The organism is Solihabitans fulvus (assembly GCF_008386585.1).
In the GTDB taxonomy this organism is placed as follows: Bacteria; Actinomycetota; Actinomycetes; order Mycobacteriales; family Pseudonocardiaceae; genus Solihabitans; species Solihabitans fulvus.
The window spans coordinates 281,176-306,962 of sequence record NZ_VUOB01000010.1; the positions used below are offsets into that span (position 1 = coordinate 281,176).

At 70.7% G+C, this 25,787-nt stretch carries 28 protein-coding genes; 13 read left to right on the forward strand and 15 right to left on the reverse strand.

Annotation, left to right across the window (positions count from 1 at the left end; translation table 11 throughout):
- The first annotated feature begins 94 nt into the window (after positions 1 to 94).
- On the forward strand, positions 95 to 931 hold the full coding sequence (locus F0L68_RS06915; protein ID WP_149848602.1) for an inositol monophosphatase family protein: 837 nt from the start codon (positions 95 to 97) through the stop codon (positions 929 to 931).
- A 91-nt stretch (positions 932 to 1,022) separates the two neighbouring features.
- Here the strand turns inward: F0L68_RS06915 and F0L68_RS06920 are convergent, their stop codons facing one another.
- The 8 genes from F0L68_RS06920 to F0L68_RS06955 form a co-directional block, all read right to left on the reverse strand.
- Positions 1,023 to 1,553: a hypothetical protein gene (locus F0L68_RS06920; RefSeq protein ID WP_149848603.1), complete on the reverse strand. Its 531-nt coding sequence runs from the start codon at positions 1,551 to 1,553 to the stop codon at positions 1,023 to 1,025.
- Between the two features lie 157 nt (positions 1,554 to 1,710).
- Positions 1,711 to 2,913 carry an FAD-dependent monooxygenase gene (locus F0L68_RS06925; RefSeq protein WP_149848604.1) on the reverse strand — a complete coding sequence of 401 codons (1,203 nt, stop codon included), beginning with the start codon at positions 2,911 to 2,913 and terminating at the stop codon, positions 1,711 to 1,713.
- A 124-nt stretch (positions 2,914 to 3,037) separates the two neighbouring features.
- A complete protein-coding gene (gene paaE, locus F0L68_RS06930; RefSeq protein ID WP_149848605.1) occupies positions 3,038 to 4,123 on the reverse strand; it encodes a 1,2-phenylacetyl-CoA epoxidase subunit PaaE in 1,086 nt (361 codons plus the stop codon).
- The gene (paaD, locus tag F0L68_RS06935; RefSeq protein WP_149848606.1) at positions 4,123 to 4,623 is read right to left on the reverse strand and encodes a 1,2-phenylacetyl-CoA epoxidase subunit PaaD; all 501 of its coding nucleotides are present in this window, start codon (positions 4,621 to 4,623) and stop codon (positions 4,123 to 4,125) included. Before paaD ends, paaE begins: the two co-directional genes overlap by 1 nt.
- Positions 4,623 to 5,510: a 1,2-phenylacetyl-CoA epoxidase subunit PaaC gene (paaC, locus tag F0L68_RS06940; protein ID WP_149848607.1), complete on the reverse strand. Its 888-nt coding sequence runs from the start codon at positions 5,508 to 5,510 to the stop codon at positions 4,623 to 4,625. The genes paaD and paaC overlap by 1 nt, the downstream gene beginning before the upstream one ends.
- 7 nt (positions 5,511 to 5,517) lie before the next feature.
- Positions 5,518 to 5,808, reverse strand: coding sequence for a 1,2-phenylacetyl-CoA epoxidase subunit PaaB (paaB, locus tag F0L68_RS06945; protein ID WP_149848608.1), 291 nt, complete (start codon positions 5,806 to 5,808; stop codon positions 5,518 to 5,520).
- Entirely contained in the window at positions 5,805 to 6,722 is a 918-nt protein-coding gene (paaA, locus tag F0L68_RS06950; protein ID WP_240542954.1) for a 1,2-phenylacetyl-CoA epoxidase subunit PaaA, read from the reverse strand. The genes paaB and paaA overlap by 4 nt, the downstream gene beginning before the upstream one ends.
- A 145-nt stretch (positions 6,723 to 6,867) precedes the next feature.
- Complete coding sequence (locus F0L68_RS06955) at positions 6,868 to 7,284, reverse strand: DUF3592 domain-containing protein (RefSeq protein ID WP_149848610.1); 417 nt, start codon at positions 7,282 to 7,284, stop codon at positions 6,868 to 6,870.
- Positions 7,285 to 7,403: 119 nt separating this feature from the next.
- Between F0L68_RS06955 and F0L68_RS06960 the strand changes: the two genes are divergently transcribed.
- Complete coding sequence (locus F0L68_RS06960; RefSeq protein ID WP_223198555.1) at positions 7,404 to 8,651, forward strand: isochorismate synthase; 1,248 nt, start codon at positions 7,404 to 7,406, stop codon at positions 8,649 to 8,651.
- A gap of 19 nt (positions 8,652 to 8,670) precedes the next feature.
- Here F0L68_RS06960 and F0L68_RS06965 read toward each other — a convergent pair whose 3' ends face one another.
- The gene (locus F0L68_RS06965) at positions 8,671 to 9,510 is read right to left on the reverse strand and encodes a helix-turn-helix domain-containing protein (protein ID WP_149848611.1); all 840 of its coding nucleotides are present in this window, start codon (positions 9,508 to 9,510) and stop codon (positions 8,671 to 8,673) included.
- Between the two features lie 504 nt (positions 9,511 to 10,014).
- Here F0L68_RS06965 and F0L68_RS06970 point away from each other — a divergent pair.
- The 5 genes from F0L68_RS06970 (at position 10,015) to F0L68_RS06985 (ending at position 13,383) form a co-directional block, all read left to right on the forward strand.
- Positions 10,015 to 10,848, forward strand: a complete 834-nt coding sequence (locus F0L68_RS06970; protein ID WP_188316427.1) for a helix-turn-helix domain-containing protein — start codon at positions 10,015 to 10,017, stop codon at positions 10,846 to 10,848.
- 68 nt (positions 10,849 to 10,916) lie between these two features.
- Positions 10,917 to 11,336: a TIGR03668 family PPOX class F420-dependent oxidoreductase gene (locus F0L68_RS06975; protein WP_149848613.1), complete on the forward strand. Its 420-nt coding sequence runs from the start codon at positions 10,917 to 10,919 to the stop codon at positions 11,334 to 11,336.
- Between the two features lie 84 nt (positions 11,337 to 11,420).
- Positions 11,421 to 12,182 carry a GntR family transcriptional regulator gene (locus tag F0L68_RS06980; RefSeq protein WP_149848614.1) on the forward strand — a complete coding sequence of 254 codons (762 nt, stop codon included), beginning with the start codon at positions 11,421 to 11,423 and terminating at the stop codon, positions 12,180 to 12,182.
- Between the two features lie 120 nt (positions 12,183 to 12,302).
- Positions 12,303 to 12,479 carry a hypothetical protein gene (locus F0L68_RS42195; RefSeq protein WP_188316428.1) on the forward strand — a complete coding sequence of 59 codons (177 nt, stop codon included), beginning with the start codon at positions 12,303 to 12,305 and terminating at the stop codon, positions 12,477 to 12,479.
- Positions 12,480 to 12,525: 46 nt separating this feature from the next.
- The gene (locus F0L68_RS06985) at positions 12,526 to 13,383 is read left to right on the forward strand and encodes a helix-turn-helix domain-containing protein (protein ID WP_149848615.1); all 858 of its coding nucleotides are present in this window, start codon (positions 12,526 to 12,528) and stop codon (positions 13,381 to 13,383) included.
- A gap of 33 nt (positions 13,384 to 13,416) precedes the next feature.
- Here the strand turns inward: F0L68_RS06985 and F0L68_RS06990 are convergent, their stop codons facing one another.
- Together F0L68_RS06990 and menD are read right to left on the reverse strand one after the other, a co-directional pair.
- Positions 13,417 to 14,937 (reverse strand): M1 family metallopeptidase, encoded by a 1,521-nt coding sequence (locus F0L68_RS06990; protein WP_149848616.1) that lies wholly within the window; start codon positions 14,935 to 14,937, stop codon positions 13,417 to 13,419.
- 153 nt (positions 14,938 to 15,090) lie between these two features.
- Entirely contained in the window at positions 15,091 to 16,833 is a 1,743-nt protein-coding gene (menD, locus tag F0L68_RS06995) for a 2-succinyl-5-enolpyruvyl-6-hydroxy-3-cyclohexene-1-carboxylic-acid synthase (RefSeq protein WP_149848617.1), read from the reverse strand.
- 245 nt (positions 16,834 to 17,078) lie between these two features.
- Here menD and F0L68_RS07000 point away from each other — a divergent pair, with 245 nt between their 5' ends.
- The 4 genes from F0L68_RS07000 (at position 17,079) to F0L68_RS07015 (ending at position 21,555) form a co-directional block, all read left to right on the forward strand.
- Entirely contained in the window at positions 17,079 to 17,990 is a 912-nt protein-coding gene (locus tag F0L68_RS07000; RefSeq protein WP_149848618.1) for a 1,4-dihydroxy-2-naphthoyl-CoA synthase, read from the forward strand.
- Complete coding sequence (menE, locus tag F0L68_RS07005) at positions 17,990 to 19,180, forward strand: o-succinylbenzoate--CoA ligase (RefSeq protein WP_149848619.1); 1,191 nt, start codon at positions 17,990 to 17,992, stop codon at positions 19,178 to 19,180. The genes F0L68_RS07000 and menE overlap by 1 nt, the downstream gene beginning before the upstream one ends.
- A 352-nt stretch (positions 19,181 to 19,532) precedes the next feature.
- Positions 19,533 to 20,525, forward strand: coding sequence for a DUF8814 domain-containing protein (locus F0L68_RS07010; protein WP_149848620.1), 993 nt, complete (start codon positions 19,533 to 19,535; stop codon positions 20,523 to 20,525).
- A 157-nt stretch (positions 20,526 to 20,682) separates the two neighbouring features.
- Entirely contained in the window at positions 20,683 to 21,555 is an 873-nt protein-coding gene (locus tag F0L68_RS07015; RefSeq protein ID WP_149848621.1) for a 1,4-dihydroxy-2-naphthoate polyprenyltransferase, read from the forward strand.
- A gap of 67 nt (positions 21,556 to 21,622) precedes the next feature.
- Here the strand turns inward: F0L68_RS07015 and cds1 are convergent, their stop codons facing one another.
- From cds1 to F0L68_RS07030, 3 genes are all read right to left on the reverse strand, one after another.
- Complete coding sequence (cds1, locus tag F0L68_RS07020; protein ID WP_149848622.1) at positions 21,623 to 22,711, reverse strand: L-cysteine desulfhydrase Cds1; 1,089 nt, start codon at positions 22,709 to 22,711, stop codon at positions 21,623 to 21,625.
- Between the two features lie 74 nt (positions 22,712 to 22,785).
- Positions 22,786 to 23,070 carry a DUF4229 domain-containing protein gene (locus F0L68_RS07025; RefSeq protein ID WP_223198556.1) on the reverse strand — a complete coding sequence of 95 codons (285 nt, stop codon included), beginning with the start codon at positions 23,068 to 23,070 and terminating at the stop codon, positions 22,786 to 22,788.
- Positions 23,071 to 23,081: 11 nt separating this feature from the next.
- Positions 23,082 to 23,570 (reverse strand): Lrp/AsnC family transcriptional regulator, encoded by a 489-nt coding sequence (locus tag F0L68_RS07030; protein ID WP_149848623.1) that lies wholly within the window; start codon positions 23,568 to 23,570, stop codon positions 23,082 to 23,084.
- A gap of 163 nt (positions 23,571 to 23,733) precedes the next feature.
- Between F0L68_RS07030 and F0L68_RS07035 the strand changes: the two genes are divergently transcribed.
- Both F0L68_RS07035 and F0L68_RS42200 read left to right on the forward strand, forming a co-directional pair.
- Entirely contained in the window at positions 23,734 to 23,964 is a 231-nt protein-coding gene (locus tag F0L68_RS07035; RefSeq protein ID WP_149848624.1) for a BldC family transcriptional regulator, read from the forward strand.
- A 69-nt stretch (positions 23,965 to 24,033) separates the two neighbouring features.
- Positions 24,034 to 24,228: a hypothetical protein gene (locus tag F0L68_RS42200; protein WP_223198579.1), complete on the forward strand. Its 195-nt coding sequence runs from the start codon at positions 24,034 to 24,036 to the stop codon at positions 24,226 to 24,228.
- A 126-nt stretch (positions 24,229 to 24,354) separates the two neighbouring features.
- Here the strand turns inward: F0L68_RS42200 and F0L68_RS07040 are convergent, their stop codons facing one another.
- Positions 24,355 to 25,785, reverse strand: coding sequence for a MinD/ParA family ATP-binding protein (locus F0L68_RS07040; RefSeq protein WP_149848625.1), 1,431 nt, complete (start codon positions 25,783 to 25,785; stop codon positions 24,355 to 24,357).
- Positions 25,786 to 25,787 lie beyond the last annotated feature (2 nt).

The window sequence follows — 25,787 nt, forward strand, 5'->3', positions numbered from 1 at the left end:
GCGTCGGCGCGGTGTGCAGACTTGACCTGGTGATTGGCACAGCGTCATCTGACCGTCGCATCACGGACACCCTGCGCGGCGAACCTAGGGCGGCATGACCGTCTTGTCCTCTCGGCCCGCACAGCCCGTCGACCCAGGCCTGGTGTCACTCGCCCTGGAGGTCGCCGGCCGGCTGGCGAACGATGCCGCGGACGTCATCATGGCGACCGCGGGGCGAGGGGCGCGGCCGGACAGCACGGAGTCGCCGTTCGACTGGGTGACCGACACCGACCGGACGCTGGAGCGGCACACCAGGCGGGTGTTGGCCGCGGAGTTCCCCGGCATGCCGGTGGTGTGCGAGGACTCCGACATCGACGCGACCGTCGCCAGCGAGGCCGAGTTCCGCTGGGTGGTCGATCCGGTCGACGGGACGTCGAACTACGTGGCCGGGATGCCGTGGTGCTCCTACAGCCTGGCGCTGCTGGACAGGTGGGGGCCGGTGGTCGGGGTGGTCGCGGACCCGTACCGGTCCCAGATCTACGCGGCGGCGCGCGGCAGGGGCATGCGGGCGAACGGGACGCCGGTGCGGCTGACGGACCGGACGACGGCGAGCGGGGCGATCGTGTGCACCGAGCTGACCAGGACCGGCCCGTGGCCGGGGATGGGCGAGTTCATCGCCACCGCGGCGGCCGCCAGGACGGGCGTGCGGGTGCTCGGCTCGCCTGCCTTGGCGGTGGCGCAGGTGGCGCTCGGGCACGCGGCGGCGGCAGTGCTGCACAGCTATCACGAATGGGACGTGGCCGGGGCGGTGGCGCTTGCGGTGGAATCGGGGGCCGCGGTGCTGGATCGCAACGGCGAGGACGCCCCGTTGCCGGTGGACGGTTTGCTGGTGGCCGCGCCCGGCGCCGCCGAAGAGGTGTTGGCGTGGTGGCAGTCCTGCGCGGGGCTCTGAGTTCTGCTATTGTCTGCATGTCGCCTCCAATAGGAGGCGAAAGTGAGCCCGGTTCACCGTCCGGACGGTCGGTTGCCGGGCTTCGCGCTTTCTAGGGAACATCGACCTGGGTGACCTCGTCCACGAGGCAGCCCACCCGTCGACGCCAGTCTCCACCGGCGCCATGACACCACGCGACACCGTCGCTCACCCAGAGGATCGGATCCTCGCCGGGACGCAGGTGATCGTAGGTGAGAAGTTTGGAGTTCGTCCCCACTATCTCGGCGAGCGTGTGGCGATCACCAATGTCCTGGTGCTGGCAGCTCTCCAGCGCCAACCGGGACACCCCGAGCTCAAGCATTTTCCGTGCGATTGCCGCCAAACACGCTCGCCGCGCCACCAGGTCGTCGTGATGACGGCAGCTCCAGACCCTGGCACGGAGCCCGAGGTCGTGCAGGCGGGAGACGAGTTCGCGCCGGCGGGAGTCACTTTCCTTCTTGAAGTGAACTCGGCGTTGGCCGGGCTTCACGAGACGGCGCAGGCCAACCCGCGTCCTGTCCAACTCTCGGGGCCGAACCAGCGTTACCGCCATCAGGTAGACGCCGCCGCGTCGCGATTCATCGACGAATCCGTGCCAGGTCATGACAGGGATCATCCACTAGCCCGGAATTGACGTTCCCATTCAGTCCATCAGGTTACTCCTATCGAAGCATTCGGGCGGGAATCCTTCCCAGAGATCCAATCATGCCTGGACAAAGAATCTCGCCCGAACTCCGGCGAGTTCGGGCGAGTTCCGTTTGTCAGGCCGCACGGGAAACGGTGGGCAGGGTCGGGTAGTCCTTCACCTTGACCTTGTTGGCCGCACCCGCGGTGATCTTGTTGAAAAGCCCGGCAAGAATCTTCGTGGACAGCATCCGGTACACCCGGTTGCGCTGCTTGATCTTCTTCTCGGTCACCGGCGCGAGGAACGGGCCCGCGCCCTTGGCCTGCTTCTGGCCGAGGGCCGCACCGGGGCGCAGGTGCGCCTCGTAGGCGGCGAACGCGGTGGCGTGATCGCCGTCGGCGGCGGCCAGCTCGCTGGCCAGCACGTAGGCGCCGAGCATGGCGAGGCCGGTCGCGGAGCCGCCGGGGCCCGACGCCCAGGCCGCGTCGCCGAGCAGCACGACCCGGCCGGTGGACCAGCGGTCCAGGTGGATCTGGCTGAGCGAGTCGAAGTACATGTCCTCCGCCTCCCACATGGCCCGCACGAGGCCCGGCGTCTCCCAGCCGACCCCGGCGAACGCCTCGGCCACGATCCGCTTCTGCTGCCCAGCGTCGCGGCGGGCGTAGGGCAGGTTCGCGGCCTCGAAGACGAACATGACGTCGGCCTTGGCGTGGTCCCGTGAGCTGCTGACCATCACGCCCCTGCCCGGCTCGTTGTAGATCCGCCCGGTGTGGTCGAGGCCGAGGGTGTTGTCGGTGCTGAAGCCCGCGATGTAGAAGCCGAGGTCCGTCCTGAACTGCTCCTCCTCGCCGAACGCGAGCCTGCGCACCGCCGAGTGCAGCCCGTCCGCGCCGACCACCAGGTCGAACCTGCGGGGCTCGCCGTGCGCGAAGGTGACGTCGACGCCGTCGGGGGTCTCGGTCAGCGACGTGATCCAGTCGCCGAACACGTACTCGGCGCTGTCCTTGGTGCGCTCGTACAGGATCCTGGTGAGGTCCCCTCTGGCGATCTCCACCTCGCCTGCGAAGAACGAGGACGGCAGGCTGACCAGCTCCCTGCCGTTCTCGTCGACGACGACCTCCGCGCCCATGGCGGTCTCCTTGGCGCGGATGTCCGCCAGCACCTCCATGCGCTCCAGCAACCGCATCTGCTCGCCCCGGAAGTCGACCGCGCTGCCGCCCTCGCGCAGCCCCGCCGCCCGCTCGACCACGGTGGCGGTGAAGCCGCGCCGCTCCAGCCAGTAGGCGAGCGCCGGACCGGCGATGCCCGCACCGGAGATGAGGACGTTGGTGTTCTTCATGGTGTGCTCCCTGGCCTGTCCTGGCGACCGGCCCGCGGGAGCGGACCGCCGATGACCAAAGACTGGCCGGGCGCGCTGACCGCCCACCTACCAAGCGCTGACCGCCGGGCGGCCGCGCGGTAGGTCAGGCGTCGAAGTCGACTGTGACGCGGTCCGAGGTCGGCAGCGACTGACAGGTCAGCACGAAGCCCGCGTCGAGTTCGCCCTGGTCAAGGGCGTAGTTGCGGCGCATCCGCACCTCGCCGTCGGTCACCATCGCCCGACACGTGCCGCACACCCCGCCCTTGCAGGCGAACGGGAGGTCCGCGCGGACGCGTTGCGCGGCGTCCAGGATCGGGGTGTCCACGGGCAGCGACAGGGTGGTCTCCCTGCCGTCGAGCACGACGGTCACCTCGGCGGTCGGGCCGCTCGTGGTGCGCTCCTCGGCGCGAACGGGCGCGGGCGGCGGCTCGTCGACGTAGAACAGCTCGTGGTGCACGCGCTCGGCCGGCACGCCCTGCTCCGCCAGCACCTTCTCGGTGTCCCGGACCAGGCCGTACGGCCCGCACAGCCACCACTGGTCGACGTCGCCCGCTGGCACGACCGTCTCGAACAGCGCCCGCAGCCGGTCCGCGTCCAGCCGCCCGGAGAACAGCTCGACGTCCCTCGGCTCGCGGGACAGCACGTGCACGAGCTGGAGCCGCGCGCGGTGCACGTCCTTGAGGTCGGCCAGCTCCTCGGCGAACATCACCGTGTCGCTGCGTCGGTTGCCGTACAACAGGATCACCTGGTTGTCGGGGTGCGCGGCGAGCACGGTCCGCGCGATCGACAGCACCGGCGTGATGCCCGACCCCGCCGCGACCAGCGCGTGCCGCGCAGGGCCGTCCAGCGCCGGGCTGAAGTTCCCCAACGGCGGCAACACCTCCAGCGCGTCGCCGGGCCGCACGCCGTCCACGAGCCTGCTGGAGAACAGGCCATCGGACACCCGCCGCACGCCGATCCGCAGCGCCTCGCCCTCGGCCGCGCAGATCGAGTACGAGCGGCGCTCCTCCCGTCCGTCGACCTCCTGCCGCAGCGTGAGGTACTGCCCGGCCCGGAACGCGAACGCCTCGGCCAGCTCGGCCGGCACCTCGAAGGTCACGGCGGCGGCGTCCGCGCAGAGCCGATCCACCCGCGCCACGGTGAGCGCGTGGAAGGTCGGTCGGCGGGTCGTCAGAACAGGCGCCGTCACTAGATCTCCTTCAGATGCTCGAAGGGTTCCCGGCAGTCCGCGCAGCGGCGCAGCGCCTTGCACGCGGTCGAACCGAAGTGGGACAGCTCCTCGGTGCGCGGGGACCCGCAGCGCGGGCACGGCACCCGGCGGGACGGCGGGGTCAGGTTGAGCGGCACCGGTCCGGCCGCCCTCGGCCCGATCCGGCTGGGCGGCGCGATGCCGTACTCGGCGAGCCTGCGCCTGCCCCGGTCGGTGATCCAGTCGGTGGTCCACGCGGGATGCAGCACGGTCCGCACCTCGACGTCGTGGTGCCCGGCCTCGGCGAGCCGCGCGCGCAGGTCGGCGCGCATCTCCTCGACGGCGGGGCAGCCCGAGTACGTCGGGGTGATCGTGACGACCACCCGCCCGTCGCGCACGGCGACGTCCCGCAGCACGCCGAGGTCCGCGAGGGTGAGCACGGGCAGCTCGGGGTCGGCGACCTGCTCGGCCACCTCGCGCACCTCGTCGAGGACGCCCATCACCACACCGCTCCCGGGAGGGAACGCGCGATGTGCTGCATCTCGGCCAGCAGGTAGCCCATCGCCTCGGTGTGCACGCCGTCGCGGCCAGCCCGGCCGGCGACGGTGGCCAGCGGCCGCGCCTCGGGACGGGTGAGGCCGGCCGCCGACAGCACCGTGTCGAGCACACCGTCCACTTCGGACCGCAGCTCGGCGGGGTCGACGGCGACGCCGGCCTCGGCGAGGCCGAGCTCGATCCGGTGCGGCGCGAAGAGTTCCTCGACGAACGGCCACACCCGCGCCAGCCCGGCCAGCATCCGCTCGCGCGAGTAGTCGGTGCCGTCGCCGAGCCGCAGCACCCACTGGGCGGCGTGGTCGCGGTGGTAGGCCAGCTCCTTGACGCCCTTGGCCGCGATCGCCGCGACCACCGGGTCGGCCGAGCCGGCCAGCCTGGTGAACAGCGCGAGCCGGTAGGTGGAGAACACCAGCAGCTGGGCGATGGTGGCGGCGAAGTCGTCGCCGCAGTCGGCCTCGACCAGGTGCACGTTGCGGAACTCGCCCTCGTCGCGCAGGTAGGCGAGCGCGTCCTCGTCCCGGCCGCGCCCCTCCGCCTCGCCTGCCCTGGCCAGCAGCAGCCGCGCCTGGCCGAGCAGGTCGAGCGCGATGTTGGCGAGCGCGACGTCCTCCTCCAGCTCGGGCGCGCGCGAGCACCACTGGGCGAGGCGCTGCGACAGGATCAGCGCGTCGTCGCCGAGCATCAGGCAGTACGCGGCCAGTTCCGCTGTGTCCACAGTGGACGGCAGCGCCCTGTCGACGCCGGCGAGGGACTCGTGGAACCCGGTGCCGAAGGCCCAGTGCGCGTCCTGGTCGCCTTCCAGGAGTGACTCATATGCATTGTCGAAGCTCATCGGGCGCTCACAGGTGCGGCACGTCGTCGGGAATGGCGTAGAAGGTCGGGTGCCGGTAGACCTTGTCGCCGCTCGGCTCGAAGAACGGGTCCTTCTCGTCCGGGCTGGACGCGGTGATCGCCTCGGCTGGCACCACCCAGATGCTCACGCCCTCGTTCCGCCGCGTGTAGACGTCGCGGGCGTTGCGCAGCGCCAGTTCCGCGTCAGGAGCGTGCAGCGAACCGACGTGCACGTGGTTGAGCCCGCGCTTGCCGCGCACGAAAACCTCGTACAGCGGCCAGGAAGCCTTGCTGGTCACGACGCCACCTCTCCTACCGTCGCCGCGGCCCGCGCCTTGGCCGCGTGCGCCGACGCCGCCTCGCGCACCCACGCGCCGTCCTCGTGTGCCTTGCGCCGGTGCGCGATCCGCTGCCGGTTGCACGGCCCGTCGCCGCCGACGACCCGCCAGAACTCGGCCCAGTCGGGCTGGCCGAAGTCGTACTGGCCGCGCTCGGCGTTCCAGCGCAGCTCCGGGTCGGGGAACGTGACGCCGAGCTTCTCCGCCTGCGGCATGGACATGTTCACGAACTTCTGCCGCAGCTCGTCGTTGGTGTCGCGCTTGATCCGCCACGCCATCGACTGCTCGGTGTTGGAGCTCTCCGCGTCGGGCGGCCCGAACATCATCAGCGCGGGCCACCACCAGCGGTTCACCGACTCCTGCACCAGGTCCCGCTGCGCCTGCGTGCCGCTCATCATGGTCATCAGCAGCTCGTAGCCCTGCCGCTGGTGGAAGGACTCCTCCTTGCAGATGCGGATCATCGCCCTGGCGTAGGGGCCGTAGGAGGTGCGGCACAGCGGCACCTGGTTGCAGATGGCCGCGCCGTCCACCAGCCAGCCGATGACGCCGACGTCGGCGAAGGTCAGCGTGGGGTAGTTGAAGATCGAGGAGTACTTCTGCCGGCCGTTGATCAGGTTCTCGGTCAGCTCGGACCGGTCGACGCCGAGCGTCTCGGTCGCGGCGTAGAGGTAGAGCCCGTGCCCGGCCTCGTCCTGCACCTTGGCCAGCAGGATCGCCTTGCGGCGCAGCGACGGCGCCCTGGTGATCCAGTTGCCCTCGGGCTGCATGCCGATGATCTCGGAGTGCGCGTGCTGGGCGATCTGCCGGATCAGCGTCTTGCGGTAGCCGTCGGGCATCCAGTCCCTCGGCTCGATCCGCGAGTCGGCCGCGACCATCCGGTCGAACCGGTCCTGTGGGGACAGCTCACCCCGCGCCGACTCCGGGGATTGCCCCTCGGACTCTGGCTTCGACATCGCCACCTCCATCGGCCACCGCGACACGGCCGATGTTACACCTCAGCGGCGATTTTCACTTCTACTGTCACATCTGGCGGCGGACCGGCCACAACGGCGCGGGCCTTCGCAGCCACCAGACCAGCGGCGCGAGCACGATCCACAGCCCGAGCACGGCCGTGCCCACCGGCAGGAACGCGAGCGAGACGGTCCGGCCCGCCACCCGCACCCGCTCGTCGGGCAGCGTCGAGTCGTACTCGACGCTCACGTGGTCGCCCTCGTGCAGCCCCGCCGGGTACATCACGCCGACGTTGGGGATGTGCACCGCGCCGTCCGGCGTCTCGTAGCGGACCAAGGTCCGGTTGAGGCCGACGGAGATGACCTGGGCGGTCGCCTTGCCCAGATGCGACTCGATGGCGCTGTCGTCCCGCCAGCAGGCGACCAGCAACAGCAGGGCGAGCGCGGTCACCACGCACCCGACGATGCCGAGGACCAGCCCGACCACCCGGCGAACCCGTAAGGATGTGCGCTTAGGCCTGATTGCGACTGCGTCCTCCACCACAACTGAGAGTCTAGGACCGGGTGGGTGGCGCGATCTCAGCCAATGGTTCATACCCTCGGAGTGTGACCACAGCACCGTCGTCGAGGGCCGTCGCCCTCTCGCGCGTACACACCCGCCGCGAGCAGGTCGACGTCCTGCTCGACCAGCTGCCGTTCCCCGACCAGGCGCTGTCCTGGGTCCGCGCTGGTCAGGGGCTGGTCGGCTGGGGCGAGGCTGCCCGGTTCGAGGCACACGGACCAGACCGGTTCGCCGAGGTGGACCGCTGGTGGCGGGACTACGTGGCCGGCGTCGACGTGCACAACGAGCTCGGCGTGCCCGGCACCGGGCCGACCGCGTTCGTCAGCATGGCCTTCGCCGACGAGCCGGGGCACTCCGTGCTGATCGTGCCCGAAGTAGTGATAGGCCAGCGTGATGGCGTGAGTTGGGTCACCGAGATCGGCCGCAGCGCGGTGACCCGGCCGCTGGCCAAACCGGTCCGCAGGCCCAAGCGCGTCCACTACACCGAGGGCGAGCTGACGGTGGACGGCTACCGCGACGCCGTGCGCGCCGCCGTCACCAGGATGAAGGCGGGCGAGCTCGGCAAGGTGGTGCTCGCGCACGACGTGCTCGCCACCACCGACGGGCCGATCGACGTGCGGTTCCTGCTCCGCGAGCTGGCCGCCCGCTACCCCAACTGCTGGGCCTACGCCGTGGACGGGCTGATCGGCGCCACCCCCGAGCTGCTGCTGCGGCGGACCGGCCAGGTCGTGTCGTCGCGGGTGCTCGCCGGCACGACCTGGCCGCGCCCGGGGGTGAGCGACGACGATCTGGCCGCCGCCCTGCTCGGCTCCCGCAAGGACCAGGACGAGCACGCGTACGCGGTGGCCTCGCTGGCCGACACCCTGCGGCCGTTCTGCGCCACGATGACCGTCGACGAGCAGCCGTCGGTGCTGCGGCTGCACAACGTCCTGCACCTGTCCAGCGAGGTCGGCGGCATCCTCGACCGGGAGACCTCGCTGCTCCGGCTGAGCGAGGCCGTGCACCCGACGGCGGCGGTCGGCGGCACGCCCCGCCAGCTGGCGATCCCGCTGATCCGCGAGCTGGAGGGCATGGACCGAGGGCGCTACGCGGGCCCGATCGGCTGGATCGACGGCAACGGCGACGGCGAGATGGGCGTGGCCCTGCGCTGCGCCAAGGTCGACGGCAGCACCGCGCGGCTGTTCGCCGGCTGCGGCATCGTCGCCGACTCCGACCCGGACACCGAGGTCCGCGAGGCCGCCGCCAAGCTCGTGCCCATGCGCGAGGCCCTCGAAGGCGCCGACCGCTCCTGACTTGCGGGCAGGCCGCCGCTCACAACCGCGCGGTCAGGCGCTCGATCATCCGCGCCGAGGCGTCGGGGCTGAGCGCGAGCTTCGTGAGGTCACCGAACAGCGCCTTGATGGACCGCACCGTCGCCTCGTTGTCGACGTCGGCCGCGCCGCCAACGTGCTCGACGTAGAGGACGTCGACGTCCTCGTCGTCGGCGAACTCCAGCACGGTGAAGCTGCTGGTCCTGCCGTCGTGCGGGCCCGCGGCGCGCGGCATGACCTGCACGGTGATGGTGGGCAGCGCGGCCATCCGCGTGATGTGCCTGAGCTGGGCGCGCATGAGCGCGGGGGCGAGCCGGGGTTCGGTCAGCACGGACTCGTCGATGATCACGTGATAGCGCAACGGTTTCCCCACGGTGAGCCGCTGCTGCCTGCGCAGCCGGACCGCGACGGCGAGGTCGAGCTGCTCCGGTGTCGACTCGTGCCGGGAGCGCGCGAAGATCGCGCGGGCGTACGCCTCGGTCTGGAGCAGCTCGGGCACCAGGCCGAGGTCGAACTCGTAGACGAGGCAGGCCTCGTTCTCCAGGCTGACGAAGCCCTGCCGGTCCACGCCGTAGGCGCACCACCAGCCGCGTTCCCTGGCCCGCTCCAGCATCGTGGTGTAGCCGGGCCACTCGCTCTCGCCGACGCGGTAGGTCACCAGCATCGAGACCATCTCGTGGTAGTTCGGGAGCTGGCCGCGTTCGATGCGACTCACCTTGCGGTGGTCGAAGCCGACGGCTTTGCTGACGTCTTTCAGATTGAGCTTCAAAGCCTTTCGGAGCCTGCGTAGCTCGCGCCCGAACTGACGCTCCCGAAACGTGTGCTCCGACCGTCGCGGCATGGACACCTCCAGTTTCAGACAACAACCAGCGATGGCCTGACTGCATCACGTTGTGTCCAAAAAGACAAATAGAAGGATTCCCACTCACCGCCGAAACCATTTATTTATTTCCCACTCCAACGATCGGCGCATGCGGAACTGGCACTGCACGCATCGAATCGAGTACTCCCGCGTACGCCGAGGAAAGCTCGCGGTTGAGCACGTGGAGACGGTTCACGATCACGGCTGGTACGTGGGCCGCAAGGACCTGACCAGGGAGAACTGGCGCGCCATCTACACAAGGGCGTGTGCGGAGGATTTCCTCGAACGCATAAAGGAAACGGCGGCCGTGTGGACCGCTGTCGTCTACCGGCAGGACGGTGGAGGAGAACCGGACACACTCGTCTGCGCTGTCAGGTTCCAGTGGCAACCGCGTCTCACTCACTCTTCCGGGAAGGCACTTCACCCATAATCATGAAGGCAGCACACTATGACGACTTCCGTGCATCGTTGCAACTTCGCGTCGTGTCGAGAGGCCTTTCTCGGTGGCGGCAGGAATCTCGCCTGACCGGGGCCGAGGTAAGCAGAAGAGGCGGGTTCTCACAGTCGAAGATCTCCAAGCTGGAAAATGCCACCCAGACCATCAACCCACCCGACGTGATCGCGCTCGGGCTGGTCTACGGCGTGCCGGAGAAGGAGCGCGACGCCCTGTTCCACGCGGCGGTCCGGGCGCGCGACCCGCGCATGTGGGAGGCGATGGGCCGGGACCTGCCGTGCGCAGGCTGGAACTACGCGGAGGTGGCGGCCGAGGCGGCCGAGCTGCGGATCCTCGCGGCAGACGTGCTACCCCCGATCCTGCGGACGCAGGAGTACGCGCTGGCGGTGACCTCGGCACAGGCGATCACGCTGGCAGAGCACCTGCCGCCGTTCGACGCGGACCGGCACCGACAGCACCAAGCGCGGCTGCGGGAGGACCCGCCCCTGCGCGTGCACCTGATCGTCGGCGAGTCGGTGCTGCGCCGACCGACCGGCGGCCGCAGGGTGATGGCGGACCAACTGGTGCGGCTACAGGCCCTCGCCGAACTGCCCTCGGTCACCGTTCAGGTGCTGCCGCCGGGACTCGGCGCGTATCCCGGCATGGGCACGCCGTTCACGATCCTGTCGTTCGTGGAGGAGCGCTTCGACGACGTCGTCCACCTCGGCCAGTTGGACGGCGGGCGGTGGCTCGAGTCGATCCGCGAACTCGCGCCCTACCGGGAGACCTTCGCCAAGCTCACCAGCATCGCCATGGACCGGGGTCGATCGCTTGACGTCATCACCGAACTGCTGGACACGATGACCGAGAGGCCAGGGGAGTAGCGCACCGAGGACTCCAGAAGGCCGGGCGCATGCGGCGCGGTACGCCAACCACGCTCTAGCCTGATGGCGTGCGCTTGAGCGAGCAGGTCGTCAGGCAACGGTTCGCTGACGCCAGGCATGCCCTGTTGGCGACCGTGGATGCCGACGCCCAGCCTCACCTGGTTCCCGTGACGTACGCAGTGCGCGGCGACGTCATGGTGATCGCGGTTGACCACAAGCCGAAGAAGTCCATGGACCTCAAACGGCTGCGGAACATCAGTGCCAACGCGCGCGTTTCGCTGCTGATCGATCAGTACGACGAGGACTGGACCAAGCTGTGGTGGGCACGCGCGGACGGAACTGCGCGAGTGATCCATGACGACCAGCAGCGCCAGGCGCCAGTGAGATGGTTGGTCGACAAGTACCCCCAGTACGAGGCGACCCCACCAGCGGGTCCGGTCATCTGGACAGACGTCTCGGCCTGGCGAGGGTGGACCTACACATCGTGAACCAGCGAAGCTCTGCCGAGGAAAAGTGCTTGCGCGTGCCGCGCAGTAAGGTGAAATCGCCCATCTGAGAGTGCGAGGGATGCAGTGACGATCGCCCTGTTCCGAAAGATCGCCAAGGAACTGCGCGGCGACATCCTCGCCAACAGCCTTTCGCCAGGCGATGCGATCCCATCGGAGAACGATCTCGCGCACCGGTTCGACACCACACGCGCCACGGTCCGGAAGGCCATCGCGTTGTTGCGTGCCGAAGGTCTGGTGATCTCAGGTCAGGGTGCGCGCACCATCGTGCGCCCGAGGCCGCGCGTGAAGATGCTCGTCACGGGTGCGAACTACAGTGATCGCCGCAGCTCCGGGATGAGCAACTTCAACGCGGAGGCGTCCGCCCAAGGTCAGCAGGCGAATCAACGTCTGTTGTCGGTGACCGAGGAAGCCGCGCCCGCCGAGGTGGCGGGGCGGTTGGACATCGCGACAGGCGATGCCGTGATCATCCGGCGCCGGCTGTTCACCATCGAGGACGAGCCCATGCAGCTATGCGACGGCTACTACCCCGTTGACCTTTTCCGAAGCACGCCCGTTGCTGAATCTCGACTCATCAAGGGCGGTGTACACGCCGCGATGACGGACCCTGCCGGTTCAGTACGGCGCGAGGTCCGGCAATTCGTCGAGGATCTTGACGTTCGGTTGCCGTTGCCTCACGAGGCCGAGACCCTGGCGATCCCTGAGGGCGTTCCCGTGGTGCGGGTCCTTCGTACTGCCTACGACTCGGATGGACGTGCACTGGAAGTGCTTGATTCGTTGCTCCCTGCCGATCGGTATGCCTTCCGGTATGTGATCGACGTCCTCTGACGCCTGCCGCCAGGACTGGGTTCATCACCGGCTCTCACTTGCATATCCATGTCATCTTCACTACCTTCAGCTTGCATACTCAAGTGCGACGGCGTGGCACTGACGAGAGAGGCGTAGCCGATGGAGATCGGTACTCGTGTGCGGACGATGGTCGGCGATCGGATGCTCGAAGGGGTCGTGGAATACCACGAGCCGCAGTACTCACGGGGTCGGTGTCCGGTGCGGTTCCTCGACGGGGTCTGGCGGGTGCGCGACGCCGACGAACTCGAAGTCGTGCCCGCCCAACCGTCCGTGTGACGGCCCGTCGAACCAACACTCCCTGGAAGGCCTGTCACTCAGCGCCATGAAGCCAGCCAACGAATTCCGGGCGTCTCTGCAACTGCGCGCCGTGGGGCGCGAGCTCGCTCGATGGCGGGAGGACGCCGGGCTGACCGGTGCCGAGGTCAGCCGCAGGGGCGGGTTCTCGCAGTCCAAGGTCTCCAAGCTGGAGAACGCCGCGCAGTGGATCGCTCCGGCCGACGTCGTCGCGCTCGGCCTGATCTACGGCACACCCAAGAACGAGCGGGACGCCGTCACGCACGCGGCGATGCGGGCGCACGACCCGCGGCTGTGGGATGCCATGGGCCGTGAGCTGCCGTGCGCCCGTTGGGACTACTCGGACGTCGAGGCGGAGGCGTCCGAGATCAGGGGCCTGGCCACAGACGTGCTGCCGCCGATTCTGCGAACACCCGAGTACGCGTTGGCGGTCGCGTCGGCGCAGGCGATCACGGTGGCCGAGCACGTCCGGCCGTTCGGGCTCGAACGCCATCGGCGGCAACAGGATCGACTTCGGGCGGACCCGCCGCTTCGGGTGCAGCTCGTTGTCGGCGAAGCGGTGTTGCGGCAACCCACCGGCGGACGGCGGGTGATGGCCGACCAGCTCGTGCGACTGCTGGCCCTGGCGGAACTGCCCTCGGTCACCGTGCGGGTGCTGCCGTCGGGACTCGGTGCCTATCCCGGGATGGGGACGCCGTTCACGGTCCTGTCGTTCACGGAGGAGCGCTTCGACGACGTCGTCCACAGTGGACGTTTGGGCGGCGAAACGTGGATCGAGTCTGTCGGGGAACGGCTGCCGTACGAGGAACCCTTCACCAAAGCGACCGGCATGGCCTGCGGCGAAACGAGTTCCCTCAACGTGATCGCCGAGGCGGTGGGCCCGTAGCGCCTCGTGCGGCACTACGGGCCCACGACTGCGTCAGTGCTTCGGCGTGCCGAGGATGCGGTGCGTCTCCTCGATCTTCTGGTACGACTTGGGTTCCGCGACGACGGCGCGGGCCGCGCGCGCCGCCGCAACACCCGAGGTGCCCGTGGCGGGCTTGCCCGCGGTGAACAGCCAGGTGTTGAACAGGTCGTACAGCGGCTTGCCCGAGATCTGCTCGGACAGCGCGATGAACTCCTCGATCTTGCCGGTGCTGTACTTCTTCGTCTGCGTCCACGTCTGGAGGATCTTGAAGAAGTTCGCGTCACCGACCGAGTTGCGCAGCGCCTGCAACGCCAGCGCGCCCCTGGTGTAGACCGCGTCGTCGAACTGGTTGTCCGGGCCTGGGTCGCCCGGCAGCACCTTCCACAGCGCGGCATCCGACGCGTGGCTGCTGTAGGCGTAGTCCGCGATCTCCTGCGGCGTGCCCTCGCCCTCGTGGTCGGACCACAGCCACTCGGCGTAGGTGGCGAAGCCCTCGTTCAGCCAGATGTTGCGCCACCCGCCGACGGAGACCGAGTCGCCGAACCACTGGTGCGCGTTCTCGTGCGCGATGACGGACGTGTTGGCACCCGACCGGAAGAAGTTCGGGCTGTAGTTGGGCCTGGTCTGGTTCTCCAGCGCGAAACCGAGCCCGCTGGACGGCACGATGCCGCCCTCCGCCTCGAACGGGTAGTCGCCGAACAGGGTGCTCTCGAACGCGAGGATCTCCGGCGTCCGCTCGACGCTCGCCTTTGCCGCGTCGGTGTTGGCGCCGATGTCCGTGCCGTACGCCGAGATGAACGGCAGGCCGTTGGGCGCGATCACGCTGTGCACGTCGAACTTGCCGACCGTCATGAACGTCGCGTAGGTGTTCTGCGGCTTGAGGCTCCGCCAGTTCCACCTCGTCCAGCCGTCGATCTGCTTGGTCTTGCGCACCAGTACGCCGTTGGACAGCGCGGCGACGCCGTCTGGCACGGCGACCGACACGTCGAAGGTCGCCTTGTCCAGCGGGTGGTTGTTGCTCGGGTACCACCACGGCGCGATGTCGGGCTCGTCGATGGCCAGCGCGCCGTCTGCGGTCTTCTTCCACGCCGTGAAGCCGTCGACCTTCACCTGCGACGGGGTGTCCGCGTACTGCACGACCACGACCAGGTCGCTGCCGTTGGCGAGGTCGCCCGCGGGCTTCACGACGAGCTTCTCACCCTGCTGCGTCCACGTCGCGCTCGCGTTGTTGACGTAGATCGACTGCACCTTCAGCGCGAAGTCCAGGTCGAAGCTGGACAGGTCCTGGGTGGCCTTGGCCAGGATCGTGGTCGTGCCGCTGAGCAGATCGGTCGCCGGCTGGTAGCGCAGCCGGATGTCGTAGTGCGACGCGTGGTACCCGCCGTTGCCGGCGGTCGGGTAGTAGGGGTCACCGATGGTGCCCGCCCCCGGCGTTCCCGCCGCGGCGCCGGCCGGATTGGCCAACAACACTGCCGCGCACGCCGCGGCCGTCACGGTGAGTGCGGATCTGGCGACTCGCGATCTGATGGACATGCCCCGCAAACCTCCTCGAGAAGGTGGTTGATCGAGGCGAACGTATCCAGCGGGCGCACGGTCAACTACCCGCCGTGAGTCGGTTCCTGTCCCGTGAGATGCGGCTCGTTACTGGATTGACAGTGCTGGCAGGGGATGCAGCCGATGCGACGGTCAGCGAAGGGCGGCAGCGGCGACGGCCGAACGGAGGCGCTGGTGCAGCTCCCGGAGTCCGGCGCGGTCGGCGCGCACCTCGACGACCCGCAGGCCCGGCGTCGGCGTCAGCGCGGCACGCAGCTCGGCGGCGCTGCGCACCTCCTGGTGCGGCACCCGGTAGCCCGCGCACAGGGCGGCGAGGTCGGCGCCGTGCGGGGTGCCGAACACCCGCTCGAAACTCGCCGCGTGCTCCTCGGATCCCTGCTCCAGCAAGGAGAAGATGCCGCCACCGTCGTCGTTGAACACGACGACGGTCAGGTCGGGGCGCTGCTCCTGCGGGCCGATCAGCAGGCCGCCGATGTCGTGCAGGAACGTCAGGTCGCCCATCAGCGCGTAGCCGGGGCCGACGCGGTCGTCCGCGGCGAACGAACCCAGGGTCGCGCCGACGGCGGTGGACACCGAGCCGTCGATGCCGGCGACGCCCCGGTTGGCCAGCACCGTGATCCGCTGGCCAGGGTCGGTGACCAGGTCGACGTCGCGCACCGGGTTCGAGGAGCCGAGGAACAGCAGCGGATAGCCCGGCCCGTCCGACAGCGTGTCCACCAGGACGCTGGCCACGTGCAGGCCGGTCGGCCACGGCTGCTCGGCGAGCAGCGCCTTCACCGCTTCCCCGGCCGCGTCGTCGGCCTGCCGCCAGCCAGCCAGCCAGCCGGCGTCCAGGTCGGGGCGGCCCGCGCGCAGGTCGTCTGCGGTCAGGTTGGCCGTCGTGAGCTGAGCGGTGGCGTGCGCGACGACGTGCTGCGGGTCGACCCACTCGCCATCGGTGTCGCCGACCGCGTACACGACGGGGGCCTCGCGCAGCAGCCGCTGCACGCCCCGCGACAGCGTCAGCCTGCCGACCACGACGACCGCGTCGGGACGCAGCGCCTGCGGCAGCGGGCCGGCGGCCAGCAGCAGCGAGCCGTGGCCGATCCGGTCCGGCACGCCGGCGGAGCCGGTCGGCTCGGCGATCACCGGCCAGCCGTTGGCGGCGGCGACCTCGGCCGCGTCGTGCGCGGCGGTCCAGCCGCAGTCGCCGACCGCCACCAGCGTGCGCGGCGGGAGGTCGCGCGGCGGGGTGCCGCCAACGACCACGCGGCCGCCGGCAGGCTCGGTCCAGCGGGCGCCGTCGGGGCGACCGTCCAGCGGCTCCGGCCAGTCCAGGGTGCCGTCGGGCACCAGCGGCTCCCGGAACGGCAGGTTCAGGTGCACCGGCCGGTCGCGGTCGGCGCGCGCGACGGCGCGGCAGACCAGCCCGCGCCACATCGCGTTCTGGCCGGTCCCGCGCTCGGCGACGGGGAAATCCACCGTGCCGGCCGCCGAGCCGAAGATCCCGCGCTGCTCGACGGTCTGGTTGGCGCCGGTGCCGTGCAGCTCGACCGGCCGGTCCGCGGTGAGCACCAGCAGCGCCGTGCCGCCGTGCCACGCCTCGAGGACCGCGGGGTGCAGGTTGGCCACGGCCGTCCCCGAGGTGCAGACCACGGCGGCGAACCCGCGCCGGTGCGGGCGGTGCGCCAGCCCCTTGGCCAGGCCGAGCGCGAGGAAGCCCGCGCTGCGCTCGTCGATGCGCACGTGCAGCGTCAGCCTGCCGGCCACGGCCGCCTCGTGCAGGGCGAAGGACAGCGGAGCGTTACGTGAGCCCGGACAGAGCACCACGTGCCGCACGTCGTTGCGCACCAGCTCGTCGACGAGGACCCTGGCCTGCGCTGTGGCCGGGTTCACGAGTCGCCAGTGCGACGTCCAGAAACGCCTGCCGGGTCCTTCCGAGCCCAGATGGTGTCTCGCGGCGTTGCCCCCACGCCCCCATCCAACAGCGGGATGAGGACGCGGCGGCGCCTTGCGAGACACCATCTGGATCCCGGAATCACCCCGACAACATTCCTGGACACCGCACTAGCCGGCCGGGACGCGGGGCGGACCGGCGGTGCGGGATCGACTCTCAGTGACACGGACATATCCTCGCAGGCGTGCCAGAGCCCGCTGTCTCAGAGCTGTTCGACCCGGCCGCGTGGCGGCCCGTCGAGGGATTCGACTTCACCGACATCACCTACCACCGCGCCGTCGACCAGGGCACCGTGCGGATCGCCTTCGACCGGCCCGAGGTGCGCAACGCGTTCCGCCCGCACACCGTCGACGAGCTGTACCGGGCGTTGGACCACGCGCGGATGAGCTCCGACGTCGGCTGCGTGCTGATCACCGGCAACGGCCCGTCGGCCAAGGACGGCGGCAGGGCCTTCTGCTCGGGCGGCGACCAGCGGATCCGCGGCCGCGACGGCTACCAGTACGCGTCGGGCGAGACGTCGGACACGGTGGACCGGGCGCGCGCGGGCCGGCTGCACATCCTGGAGTGCCAGCGGCTGATCCGGTTCATGCCGAAGGTCGTCATCGCGGTGGTGAACGGCTGGGCGGCCGGTGGCGGGCACAGCCTGCACGTGGTGGCCGATCTCACCCTCGCCAGCGAGGAGCACGCCAGGTTCAAGCAGACCGACGCCGACGTCGGCAGCTTCGACGGCGGTTACGGCTCCGCGTACCTGGCCAGGCAGGTCGGCCAGAAGTTCGCCAGGGAGATCTTCTTCCTCGGCAGGCCCTACAGCGCGGCGGACGCGCACCGGATGGGCATGGTCAACGCGGTCGTGCCGCACGCCGAGCTGGAGTCGACGGCGTTGCAATGGGCGCGGGAGATCAACGGCAAGTCGCCGACGGCGCAGCGGATGCTGAAGTACTCGTTCAACATGATCGACGACGGCCTGGTCGGCCAGCAGATCTTCGCCGGTGAGACGACCCGGCTCGCCTACATGACCGACGAGGCCGTCGAGGGCAGGGACGCCTTCCTGGAGAAGCGGGAGCCGGACTGGTCCGCGTTCCCGCACTACTTCTGATGCCTCGCCGGTCGGTGGTGGCGGTCCCGGTGCACGACGGGCCGCGCGCGCTGGAGCTGTTGCCGGTGCTCGCGGCGGCGTTGGCCGGCGAGGGGCCCGCCGCGCTGCTGGTGCCGGCGGCGCAGCCGGCGGTGGCGCGGGAGCTGGCCGCGTCGCTGGCGGCCGGCGAGCCGCTGGCGGCCGGCGAGGACTCCGCCGACGACCCGACGGCGGTGGTGATCGCCACGTCCGGCTCGACCGGGCAGGCCAAGGGCGTGCTGCTGCCGGCCGGCGCGCTGACCGCGTCGGCGCGGGCCACCCATGCGCGGCTCGGCGGGCCGGGCGACTGGCTGTTGGCGACCTCGGCCCGCTACGTCGGCGGCCTCCAGGTGCTGTGGCGGTCGCTGCTGGCCGGGCGGCGGCCGGCCGCGATGGACCTGGCCGGCGGGTTCCGGCCGCAGGCGTTCGCCGACGCGGCGCGGCCGGTGCTGGCCGCCGACGGGCCGCGCTACACCGCGATGGTGCCCACCCAGGCGGCCAGGCTGATCGAGGCCGGCGGGGCGGGCCTCGCCGCGCTGCGCGCCTTCGACGCGGTCGTGCTCGGCGGCTCGGCGGCCTCGGCGGCGCTGCTGGCGCGGGCGGCCGAGGCCGGCGTGCGGCTGGTGCCGTCCTACGGGATGAGCGAGACCGCCAGCGGCTGCGTCTACGCGGGCGTGCCGCTGGACGGCGTGCGGGTGCGGCTGGACGAGGTCGGGCGGGTGTCGCTGGCCGGTCCGATGCTGGCCAGGGGCTACCGGGGGCGGCCTGCGGACACGGCAGAGGCGTTCGCCGACGGCTGGTTCCGGACCGGGGACCTCGGCAGGCTCGACCAGGCCGGCGGGCTCGAGGTGCTCGGCAGGGCGGACGACCTGATCAACACCGGCGGGGTGAAGGTGGCTCCCGTGCTGGTCGAGCGGGTGCTCGCGGCCCAGCCGGGGGTGCGCGAGGCGTGCGTGCTCGGGGTGCCCGACCCGGAGTGGGGGCAGGCCGTGGTCGCGGCGGTCGTGCCGGTCGACGGCGGCGCGCCGCCGGCCGAGGCGGCGCTGCGGGAGGCGGTGCGGGCGGCGGTCGGCAGGGCCGCGGCGCCGAAGGTCGTGCGGTTCCTGCCCGCGCTGCCGCTGCGCGGGCCGGGCAAGCCGGACCGCATCGCGCTGCGCGCGTTGTTCGACTGAGCCGGACCCCGCACCGGCAAGCTGCGCGGACCGGGCAAGCCAGACTGCATCGCACTGCGCGCGTTGTTCGACTGAACCGAACCCTGCACCAGCAAGCTGCGCAGGCCGGGCAAGCCGGACCGCGTCGCGCTGCGTGCGCTGTTCGACTGAGCCGCACCCCGCACAAGCAACCCGTTCGGGCGCAGCCGGGGCCACCGTGCGTCGCAATCGGTCGATAGTTTTCCACCGATCATGTGCTTCTGGTTGACAGCTAACCACGATCGGTTATTGGCTCGGGGCCAACCCGGGACCGCGCGGCCCTGCGGCGGCCGGCTGGTCGCCCCGCTCGGAACCCGGGTCACTGGGAGATGCCATGACGCTGCCCAACCCTCGCCGCATCCCGCGCGCCAGACGCGCCCTGATCGCCCTCGCCCTGCCCGCGCTCACCCTCGCGGCCGTCGCCGTTCCCGCGGCCGCCGCCCCGGACACCGGCGGCGCCACCTGGACCGCCGACCTGTCCACCGCCAACCCCGACAGCAGCAACGTCGCCACCGACGGCAGGACGCTGCGCCTCGGCGGCGGCCCGGCCGAGCAGGCCAGCGCGCGCACGGGCGAACGCACCGGGCTGTTCGTGTTCGACCCGCACACCCTGGCCAGGCCGACCGCGAGCGTCGAGGCCGACCTGGTGGGCTCCGTGCCGACCGGCGCGGAACTCGCCGTCGACGTGCGCGGCACCCGCATCGACGGGAGCTGGACGGAATGGGTCGAGGCGACCTCGGGCGGCCACGCCGTGCTGTCCGAGGCGACCACCAGGGTTCAGGTCAGGGCCGTGCTGACCGCGCCGTTCGGCGCGGCAGGCCCCGAGCTGCGCAAACTCACCCTGACCGCGTCGTCGTCGACCGCCAGGGCCGACCTCGCGCCGGCCGCCCGCTCGTACAAGGTGTACGCCACCAGGGAGGGCCTGGTCGGCGGCACCACCGCGAACGGCCACAAGATCACCAACCGGGACCACTTCGTGGCGCTGCCGTCCCGGCGCGGGCTGTCCGCCAACGGCAGCCACACCTACAGCGTGCGGGTCTGCGCGGCCAGCGGTCGCTGCGAGACCGCCCCCGTGTGGGACATCGGCCCGTGGAACACCATCGACGACTACTGGAACCCCTCCACGCAGCGGCAGAGCTGGCGCGACCTGCCGCAGGGCCGTCCCGAGGCGCAGGCCGCCTACCAGAACGGCTACAACGGCGGCCACGACCAGTTCGGCCGGCACGTCTCGAACCCGGCCGGCATCGACCTCGCCGACGGCACCTTCTGGGACGGCCTCAAGCTCACCGACAACGCCTGGGTGACCGTCACCTACCTCTGGACCTGAGTTCGAGGTCCGTCGAGGGTGTCCGCGACGCGCCTGCCCTCGGCGCGTCGCGGAGCCGGACCGGCGCGGACACGGGGCGTGACCTGGTGTCGATCGTCACGTCTGCCTTTTGGGGTCAACACCTTGCCCCGAAAGGTCATGACGGAGGATGAGCGACATGGCCACAGTCGCCCAATGGGTGGAGGGCGCGCGTCCACGCACACTCCCCAACTCGATCTCCCCCGTCCTGGTCGGCGCGGGCGCCGCGCACGTCGTCGGCGGGTTCGACCTGACCAGGACGCTGCTCGCGCTGGTCGTCTCGCTGACGCTCCAGCTCGGCGTGAACTACGCCAACGACTACTCCGACGGCATCCGGGGAACCGACGCGAACCGGGTCGGGCCGTTCCGCCTGGTCGGCTCGGGCTCGACGGAGCCGAAGAAGGTGCGCAACGCCGCGTTCGGCTGCTTCGGGCTGGCCGCGGTCGCCGGCCTCGCCCTGGTGGTGCTGTCCGGCCACTGGTGGCTGCTCGCGGTCGGCCTGGTCTGCATCGCGGCCGCCTGGTTCTACACCGGCGGCACGCGGCCCTACGGCTACGCGGGCTTCGGCGAGATCGCGGTGTTCGTGTTCTTCGGCCTCGTCGGCGTGCTTGGCACCGTCTACGTGCAGGCCGGCCAGGTCGGCGGCATCGCCATCGGCTGCGCGGTCGCGGTCGGCTCGTTCTCCGCAGCGGTCCTGGTGGCCAACAACCTGCGCGACATCCCGACCGACAAGCAGTCCGGCAAGCGCACCCTCGCCGTGCTGCTCGGCGACGCCGACACCAGGCACTTCTACCTGGCGCTGCTGGCCGTGCCGCTGGTGATCACCGCGCTGGTCAGCCTCAAGCACCACCTCGCGCTGGCCGGGCTGCTGGCGATCATCCCGGCGGTGCCGGCGGTGCGCAGGGTGACCGCGGGCCGCAACGGCCGCGACCTGATCCCCGTGCTGCGCGACACCGGGCTCGCGATGCTGCTGTGGTCGGCGGCCACCGGCGTCGCCCTCGTCCTGAGCTGACCGGGCTGGGCAGCTGGGCCGGCGTGGACCGAGCGCCCGCCGTGGCCTCGGCCACGGCGGGTGCGGCCTACAGCGTGCTGCCGGTCGCGCGGAACGCGTCGAGCGCGGCCAGGTGCGGCGCGAGGTCCATGCCCTCGGCGGCGACCCACTCGTCGTCGTAGTAGGTGTTGGCGTACCGCTCGCCGCCGTCGCACAGCAGGGTCACCACGCTGCCCCTGCGCCCGGCCGCCAGCAGCTCGGCCACCAGCTGGAACGCGCCCCACAGGTTGGTGCCCGTCGAGCCGCCGACGCGCCGGCCGAGCAGCTGCTCGACGTGCCTGATCACCGCGATCGACGCGGCGTCGGGCACCTTGATCATCCGGTCGATCACCTGGCCGACGAACGACGGCTCAACGCGCGGCCTGCCGATGCCCTCGATCCGCGATCCCCGAGTGCCGACCAGGTCGGGGGCGCTGGTTTTCCAGGCGTCGAAGAACACCGAGTGCTCCGGGTCGACCACGGCCAGCCTGGTGCGCAGCCTGCGGTACCGGATGTAGCGGCCGATCGTGGCGCTGGTGCCGCCGGTGCCGGCGCCGACCACGATCCACGCCGGTTCCGGCTGCGGCTCAAGCGCCAGCTGGTCGAAGATCGACTCGGCGATGTTGTTGTTGCCGCGCCAGTCCGTGGCCCGCTCCGCGTGCGTGAACTGGTCCATGAAGTGCCCGCCGAGCTCCTGGGCGAGGCGGCGCGACTCGTCGTAGATCGCGCCGGCCTGGTCGACGAAGTGGCAGGTGCCGCCCTCGCGCTCGATCAGCGTGATCTTCTCTGGGCTGGTGGAACGCGGCATCACGGCGATGAACGGCAGCCCGAGCAGCCTGGCGAAGTACGCCTCGGACACGGCGGTCGAGCCGGAGGACGCCTCGATGACGGTGGTGCCCTCGCTGATCCAGCCGTTGCAGATCGAGTAGAGGAACAGCGAGCGCGCGAGCCGGTGCTTGAGCGAACCGGTCGGGTGCGTCGACTCGTCCTTCAGGTAGAGGTCGACGCCCCAGTCCGGCGGCAGCGGGTACCGCAGCAGGTGCGTGTCGGCGCTGCGGTTGGCGTCCGCCTCGATGATCCGGACGGCCTCGCAGACCCAGTCCCTGGTTACCTCACAACATCGGTCAACGACTGTCACGAACCGCACACTACGTGCGGCTTTACCCTCACCGCGAGTCCGATCCTGACAGCGGCGGGGACGGCGGTCGAAGATCAGCCGCGCAGCTGGGCCCTGAGCTGGGCGCGCTCCTCGGCGCGCGCGGCCAGGCCGCTGGCCACCCTGCCGCGCAGGCCCCGCAGCACCAGCAGGGACAGCGGCAGCACCACGACGATGGCGACCGCGAAGGCCACCAGCAGCGGCACGTGGCACAGCACCAGCACGCCGATCGCCGCCGCGATCATGCCGAACCTGGCCAGCGTGTACACGGCGACGTCACGGCCGAGATGCCCGGCGGACGGCTCGTCCCGGTCGGCGGTTTCCTCGGATCCGGTCTGCACGGTTTCCCAGGTTACGCGCCCTGCGTCGGCGGCTCGACGGCGTGCCCCAGGTCCTCCTCAGGGGAGTTGGGGCGGCCCTCGAACCGGGTGGACAGCACGACGGTGGTCCTGGTGCGCGCGACGCCGGAGATCCGGCGCAGGCGACCCAACGCCTGTTCCAGGTCGTCGACGGTGGCGACGCGGACCTTCACCACGAAGGCCTCCTCGCCCGCCACGGCGTAACAGGACTCCACCTCGACCAGTTCGCCGAGCGACGCGGCGACCTCGTTGTCGTCGGCGGTGTCCGTCGGCTGGATGCCGACCAGCGCGGTCACCCCGAGGCCGACCGCGCGCGGGTCGACGACGGCGTGGTAGCCGGTGATGACGCCCGTTGATTCCAACTTGCCGACGCGTTCGTGCACGGCCGACGCGGACAGGCCCACTTTGCGGCCGAGATCGGCGTACGTTGCCCTGCCGTTGACCCTCAGCGCGGCGATGATCTGTCGATCGAGAGCATCCACCCCGATGAGACTAGAGGCGGGAGCACCAATGTCCGAAGCGCTCCATTCGTCCCTTACTCCCCCTTTACTATGAGCCAAGCGTTCGAGTACCCGACGGGTGAAGTGCCACGATGCGACCGGTACGCCGGATCCCCACCGGCGATCGACGCCTAGGAGGACGAGAGTGACTGCGTCCGTTCAGACTCCCCGTCAACACGCCAGCGAGCGACTGCTCACCCCCGGTGAGGTTGCCACCCTGTTCAGGGTCGACCCCAAGACTGTCACTCGTTGGGCCACCGCAGGCCGGATCGGCTCAATTCGCACGCCCGGCGGCCACCGCCGCTTCCGGGAGTCCGAGGTCAAGGCCCTGCTGTCCGAACTCACCACGGAGGCAACCGAGCCCGTCCGGCACTGACGGCACCGGATCGGGTGGCGGCTGCACGCACAGGACGCTGGTTCGCGAGCTAACCTCGTGGAGCAGACGATGTTGGAGGTGGCGGCCATGCTGTTTGTCCTCGCGGCGATCGGCGCGCTCACCGTCGCCGTGTTGGTGTGGCGAGCGTTCGGCCCCCAACGCGTCGCGGTCGGGTCCCGACGCACGATGGCTCCCGACGACGACCCGGAGTTCCTTCGCCGGCTCGCCGAGGAGACCAAGCGTCGAGACGATCCACCCGCATAACCGAGACAGCGCATAACTCAAGACAGCGCAGTGGGCCCCGTGGCACCGAGATCAGCCGGTGCTGCGGGGCCCACGCGTTTAGGCGGAGCTTTACGTTCAGGCGGGGGCAAACCCGCCTTTGCCTGGCTAGTTCGGGAAGTCGTCGGCCACGGTCGCGGCCAGCTCCAGCAGCGCGAGCCTGGTGTCCGGCCCGAGCTTGTCCAACTCGATCTCCGCGCCCTCCTCAAGGTGCGGGTCGAACGGGATGCGGCACACCGCGCGGCAGCGCGCGCCGAAGTGCGCGGCCAGCTTGTCCAGGTCGACCTTGCCCGAGCCCGGCCGCACCGAGTTGATCACCGCGACGGACTTGGCCACCAGGTCGCGGTAGCCGTGCGCGTCCAGCCAGTCCAGCGTCGCCGCGGCGCTCTGCGCGCCGTCCACCGAGCCGGACGACACGATCACCAGCGAGTCGGCCGACTCCAGCACGCCGCGCATCGCGGAGTGCATCAGGCCGGTGCCGCAGTCGGTGAGCACGATGTTGTAGAAGTGCTCAAGCAGCGTCACCGTGCGCTGGTAGTCCTCGTCGCTGAACGCCTCGGACACGGCCGGGTCCTGCTCGCTGGCCAGCACCTCGAGCCGGCTCGGCCCCTGCGAGGTGTACGCGCGGACGTCGCTGTACCTGGTGATCCGCTTGGCGTCGCGCAGCAGGTGCCGCACGGTCGCCGTGGTCTCCCTCGGGATCTTCATGCTCAGCGTGCCGCGGTCGGGGTTCGCGTCCACCGCGACCACCCGGTCGCCGCGCAGCGAGGAGAAGGTGGAGCCGAGCGTCGTCGTGGTGGTCGTCTTGCCGACGCCGCCCTTGAGGCTGAGCATCGCGATCTTGTAGCACCCGCGCAGCGGCTGGTTGATCCGCGTGATCAGCTCGCGGCGACGCAGGTCCGCCGGGCTCTCGCCGAGGTTCACCAGGCCGCCGGTGATCGTGTGCAGCGTCCTGCGCCAGCCCGACTGCGGCGCGCGCTTCTCCTGCTTGATCAACCGCTGCGAGGACACCTCGTGCGCGGACCCCGAACCCGGCCGCGCCGCGTGCTGGGCGAAGTGCGGCTGCTGCACCTGTTGGTGTTGCGGCTGCTGGTGTTGCGGCTGCTGGGACTGGGGCGGCGACGGCGGCGGGTAGGCGCTGGGCGGGTACGCGCCGGAGGTCGCCGGGTCGACGTAGTACGCGCCCGACTGACCGCCACCGACCTGGTACGCGCCCGACTGACCGCCGCCCACCTGATACGCACCCGACTGGCCACCGCCGACCTGGTGCGGGCCGGAGGAGCCGCCGCTCACGGGGTACGGCCCGGACGGGCCACCGCTGACCGGGTACGGCCCGGACGGACCGCCGCTGACCGGGTACGCGCCGGACGGGCCGCCGCTCACCTGGGACCCGTCGGCCACCGGAATCGGGCCGGAGCCGACCGGCTCGATGTACACGGTCGCCGGTTCGGCGCTCGGATGGCTCTGCCCCTCCGCGCTACTCGGCGGCTGCCATGACACGGTGTGCCGCGGCTCAGGATCCTCGTAGCGACCAGTCACCG

Coding starts and splice junctions, on each gene's coding strand:
- F0L68_RS06915 (WP_149848602.1), top strand. CDS start 95: ATGACCGTCTTGTCCTCTCGGCCCGCACAGCCCGTCGACCCAGGCCTG.
- F0L68_RS06920 (WP_149848603.1), bottom strand. CDS start 1,553: ATGACCTGGCACGGATTCGTCGATGAATCGCGACGCGGCGGCGTCTAC.
- F0L68_RS06925 (WP_149848604.1), bottom strand. CDS start 2,913: ATGAAGAACACCAACGTCCTCATCTCCGGTGCGGGCATCGCCGGTCCG.
- paaD (WP_149848606.1), bottom strand. CDS start 4,623: ATGGGCGTCCTCGACGAGGTGCGCGAGGTGGCCGAGCAGGTCGCCGAC.
- paaC (WP_149848607.1), bottom strand. CDS start 5,510: ATGAGCTTCGACAATGCATATGAGTCACTCCTGGAAGGCGACCAGGAC.
- paaA (WP_240542954.1), bottom strand. CDS start 6,722: ATGGTCGCGGCCGACTCGCGGATCGAGCCGAGGGACTGGATGCCCGAC.
- F0L68_RS06965 (WP_149848611.1), bottom strand. CDS start 9,510: ATGCCGCGACGGTCGGAGCACACGTTTCGGGAGCGTCAGTTCGGGCGC.
- F0L68_RS42195 (WP_188316428.1), top strand. CDS start 12,303: ATGGAGATCGGTACTCGTGTGCGGACGATGGTCGGCGATCGGATGCTC.
- F0L68_RS06985 (WP_149848615.1), top strand. CDS start 12,526: ATGAAGCCAGCCAACGAATTCCGGGCGTCTCTGCAACTGCGCGCCGTG.
- F0L68_RS06990 (WP_149848616.1), bottom strand. CDS start 14,937: ATGTCCATCAGATCGCGAGTCGCCAGATCCGCACTCACCGTGACGGCC.
- menE (WP_149848619.1), top strand. CDS start 17,990: ATGCCTCGCCGGTCGGTGGTGGCGGTCCCGGTGCACGACGGGCCGCGC.
- F0L68_RS07010 (WP_149848620.1), top strand. CDS start 19,533: ATGACGCTGCCCAACCCTCGCCGCATCCCGCGCGCCAGACGCGCCCTG.
- F0L68_RS07015 (WP_149848621.1), top strand. CDS start 20,683: ATGGCCACAGTCGCCCAATGGGTGGAGGGCGCGCGTCCACGCACACTC.
- F0L68_RS42200 (WP_223198579.1), top strand. CDS start 24,034: ATGTTGGAGGTGGCGGCCATGCTGTTTGTCCTCGCGGCGATCGGCGCG.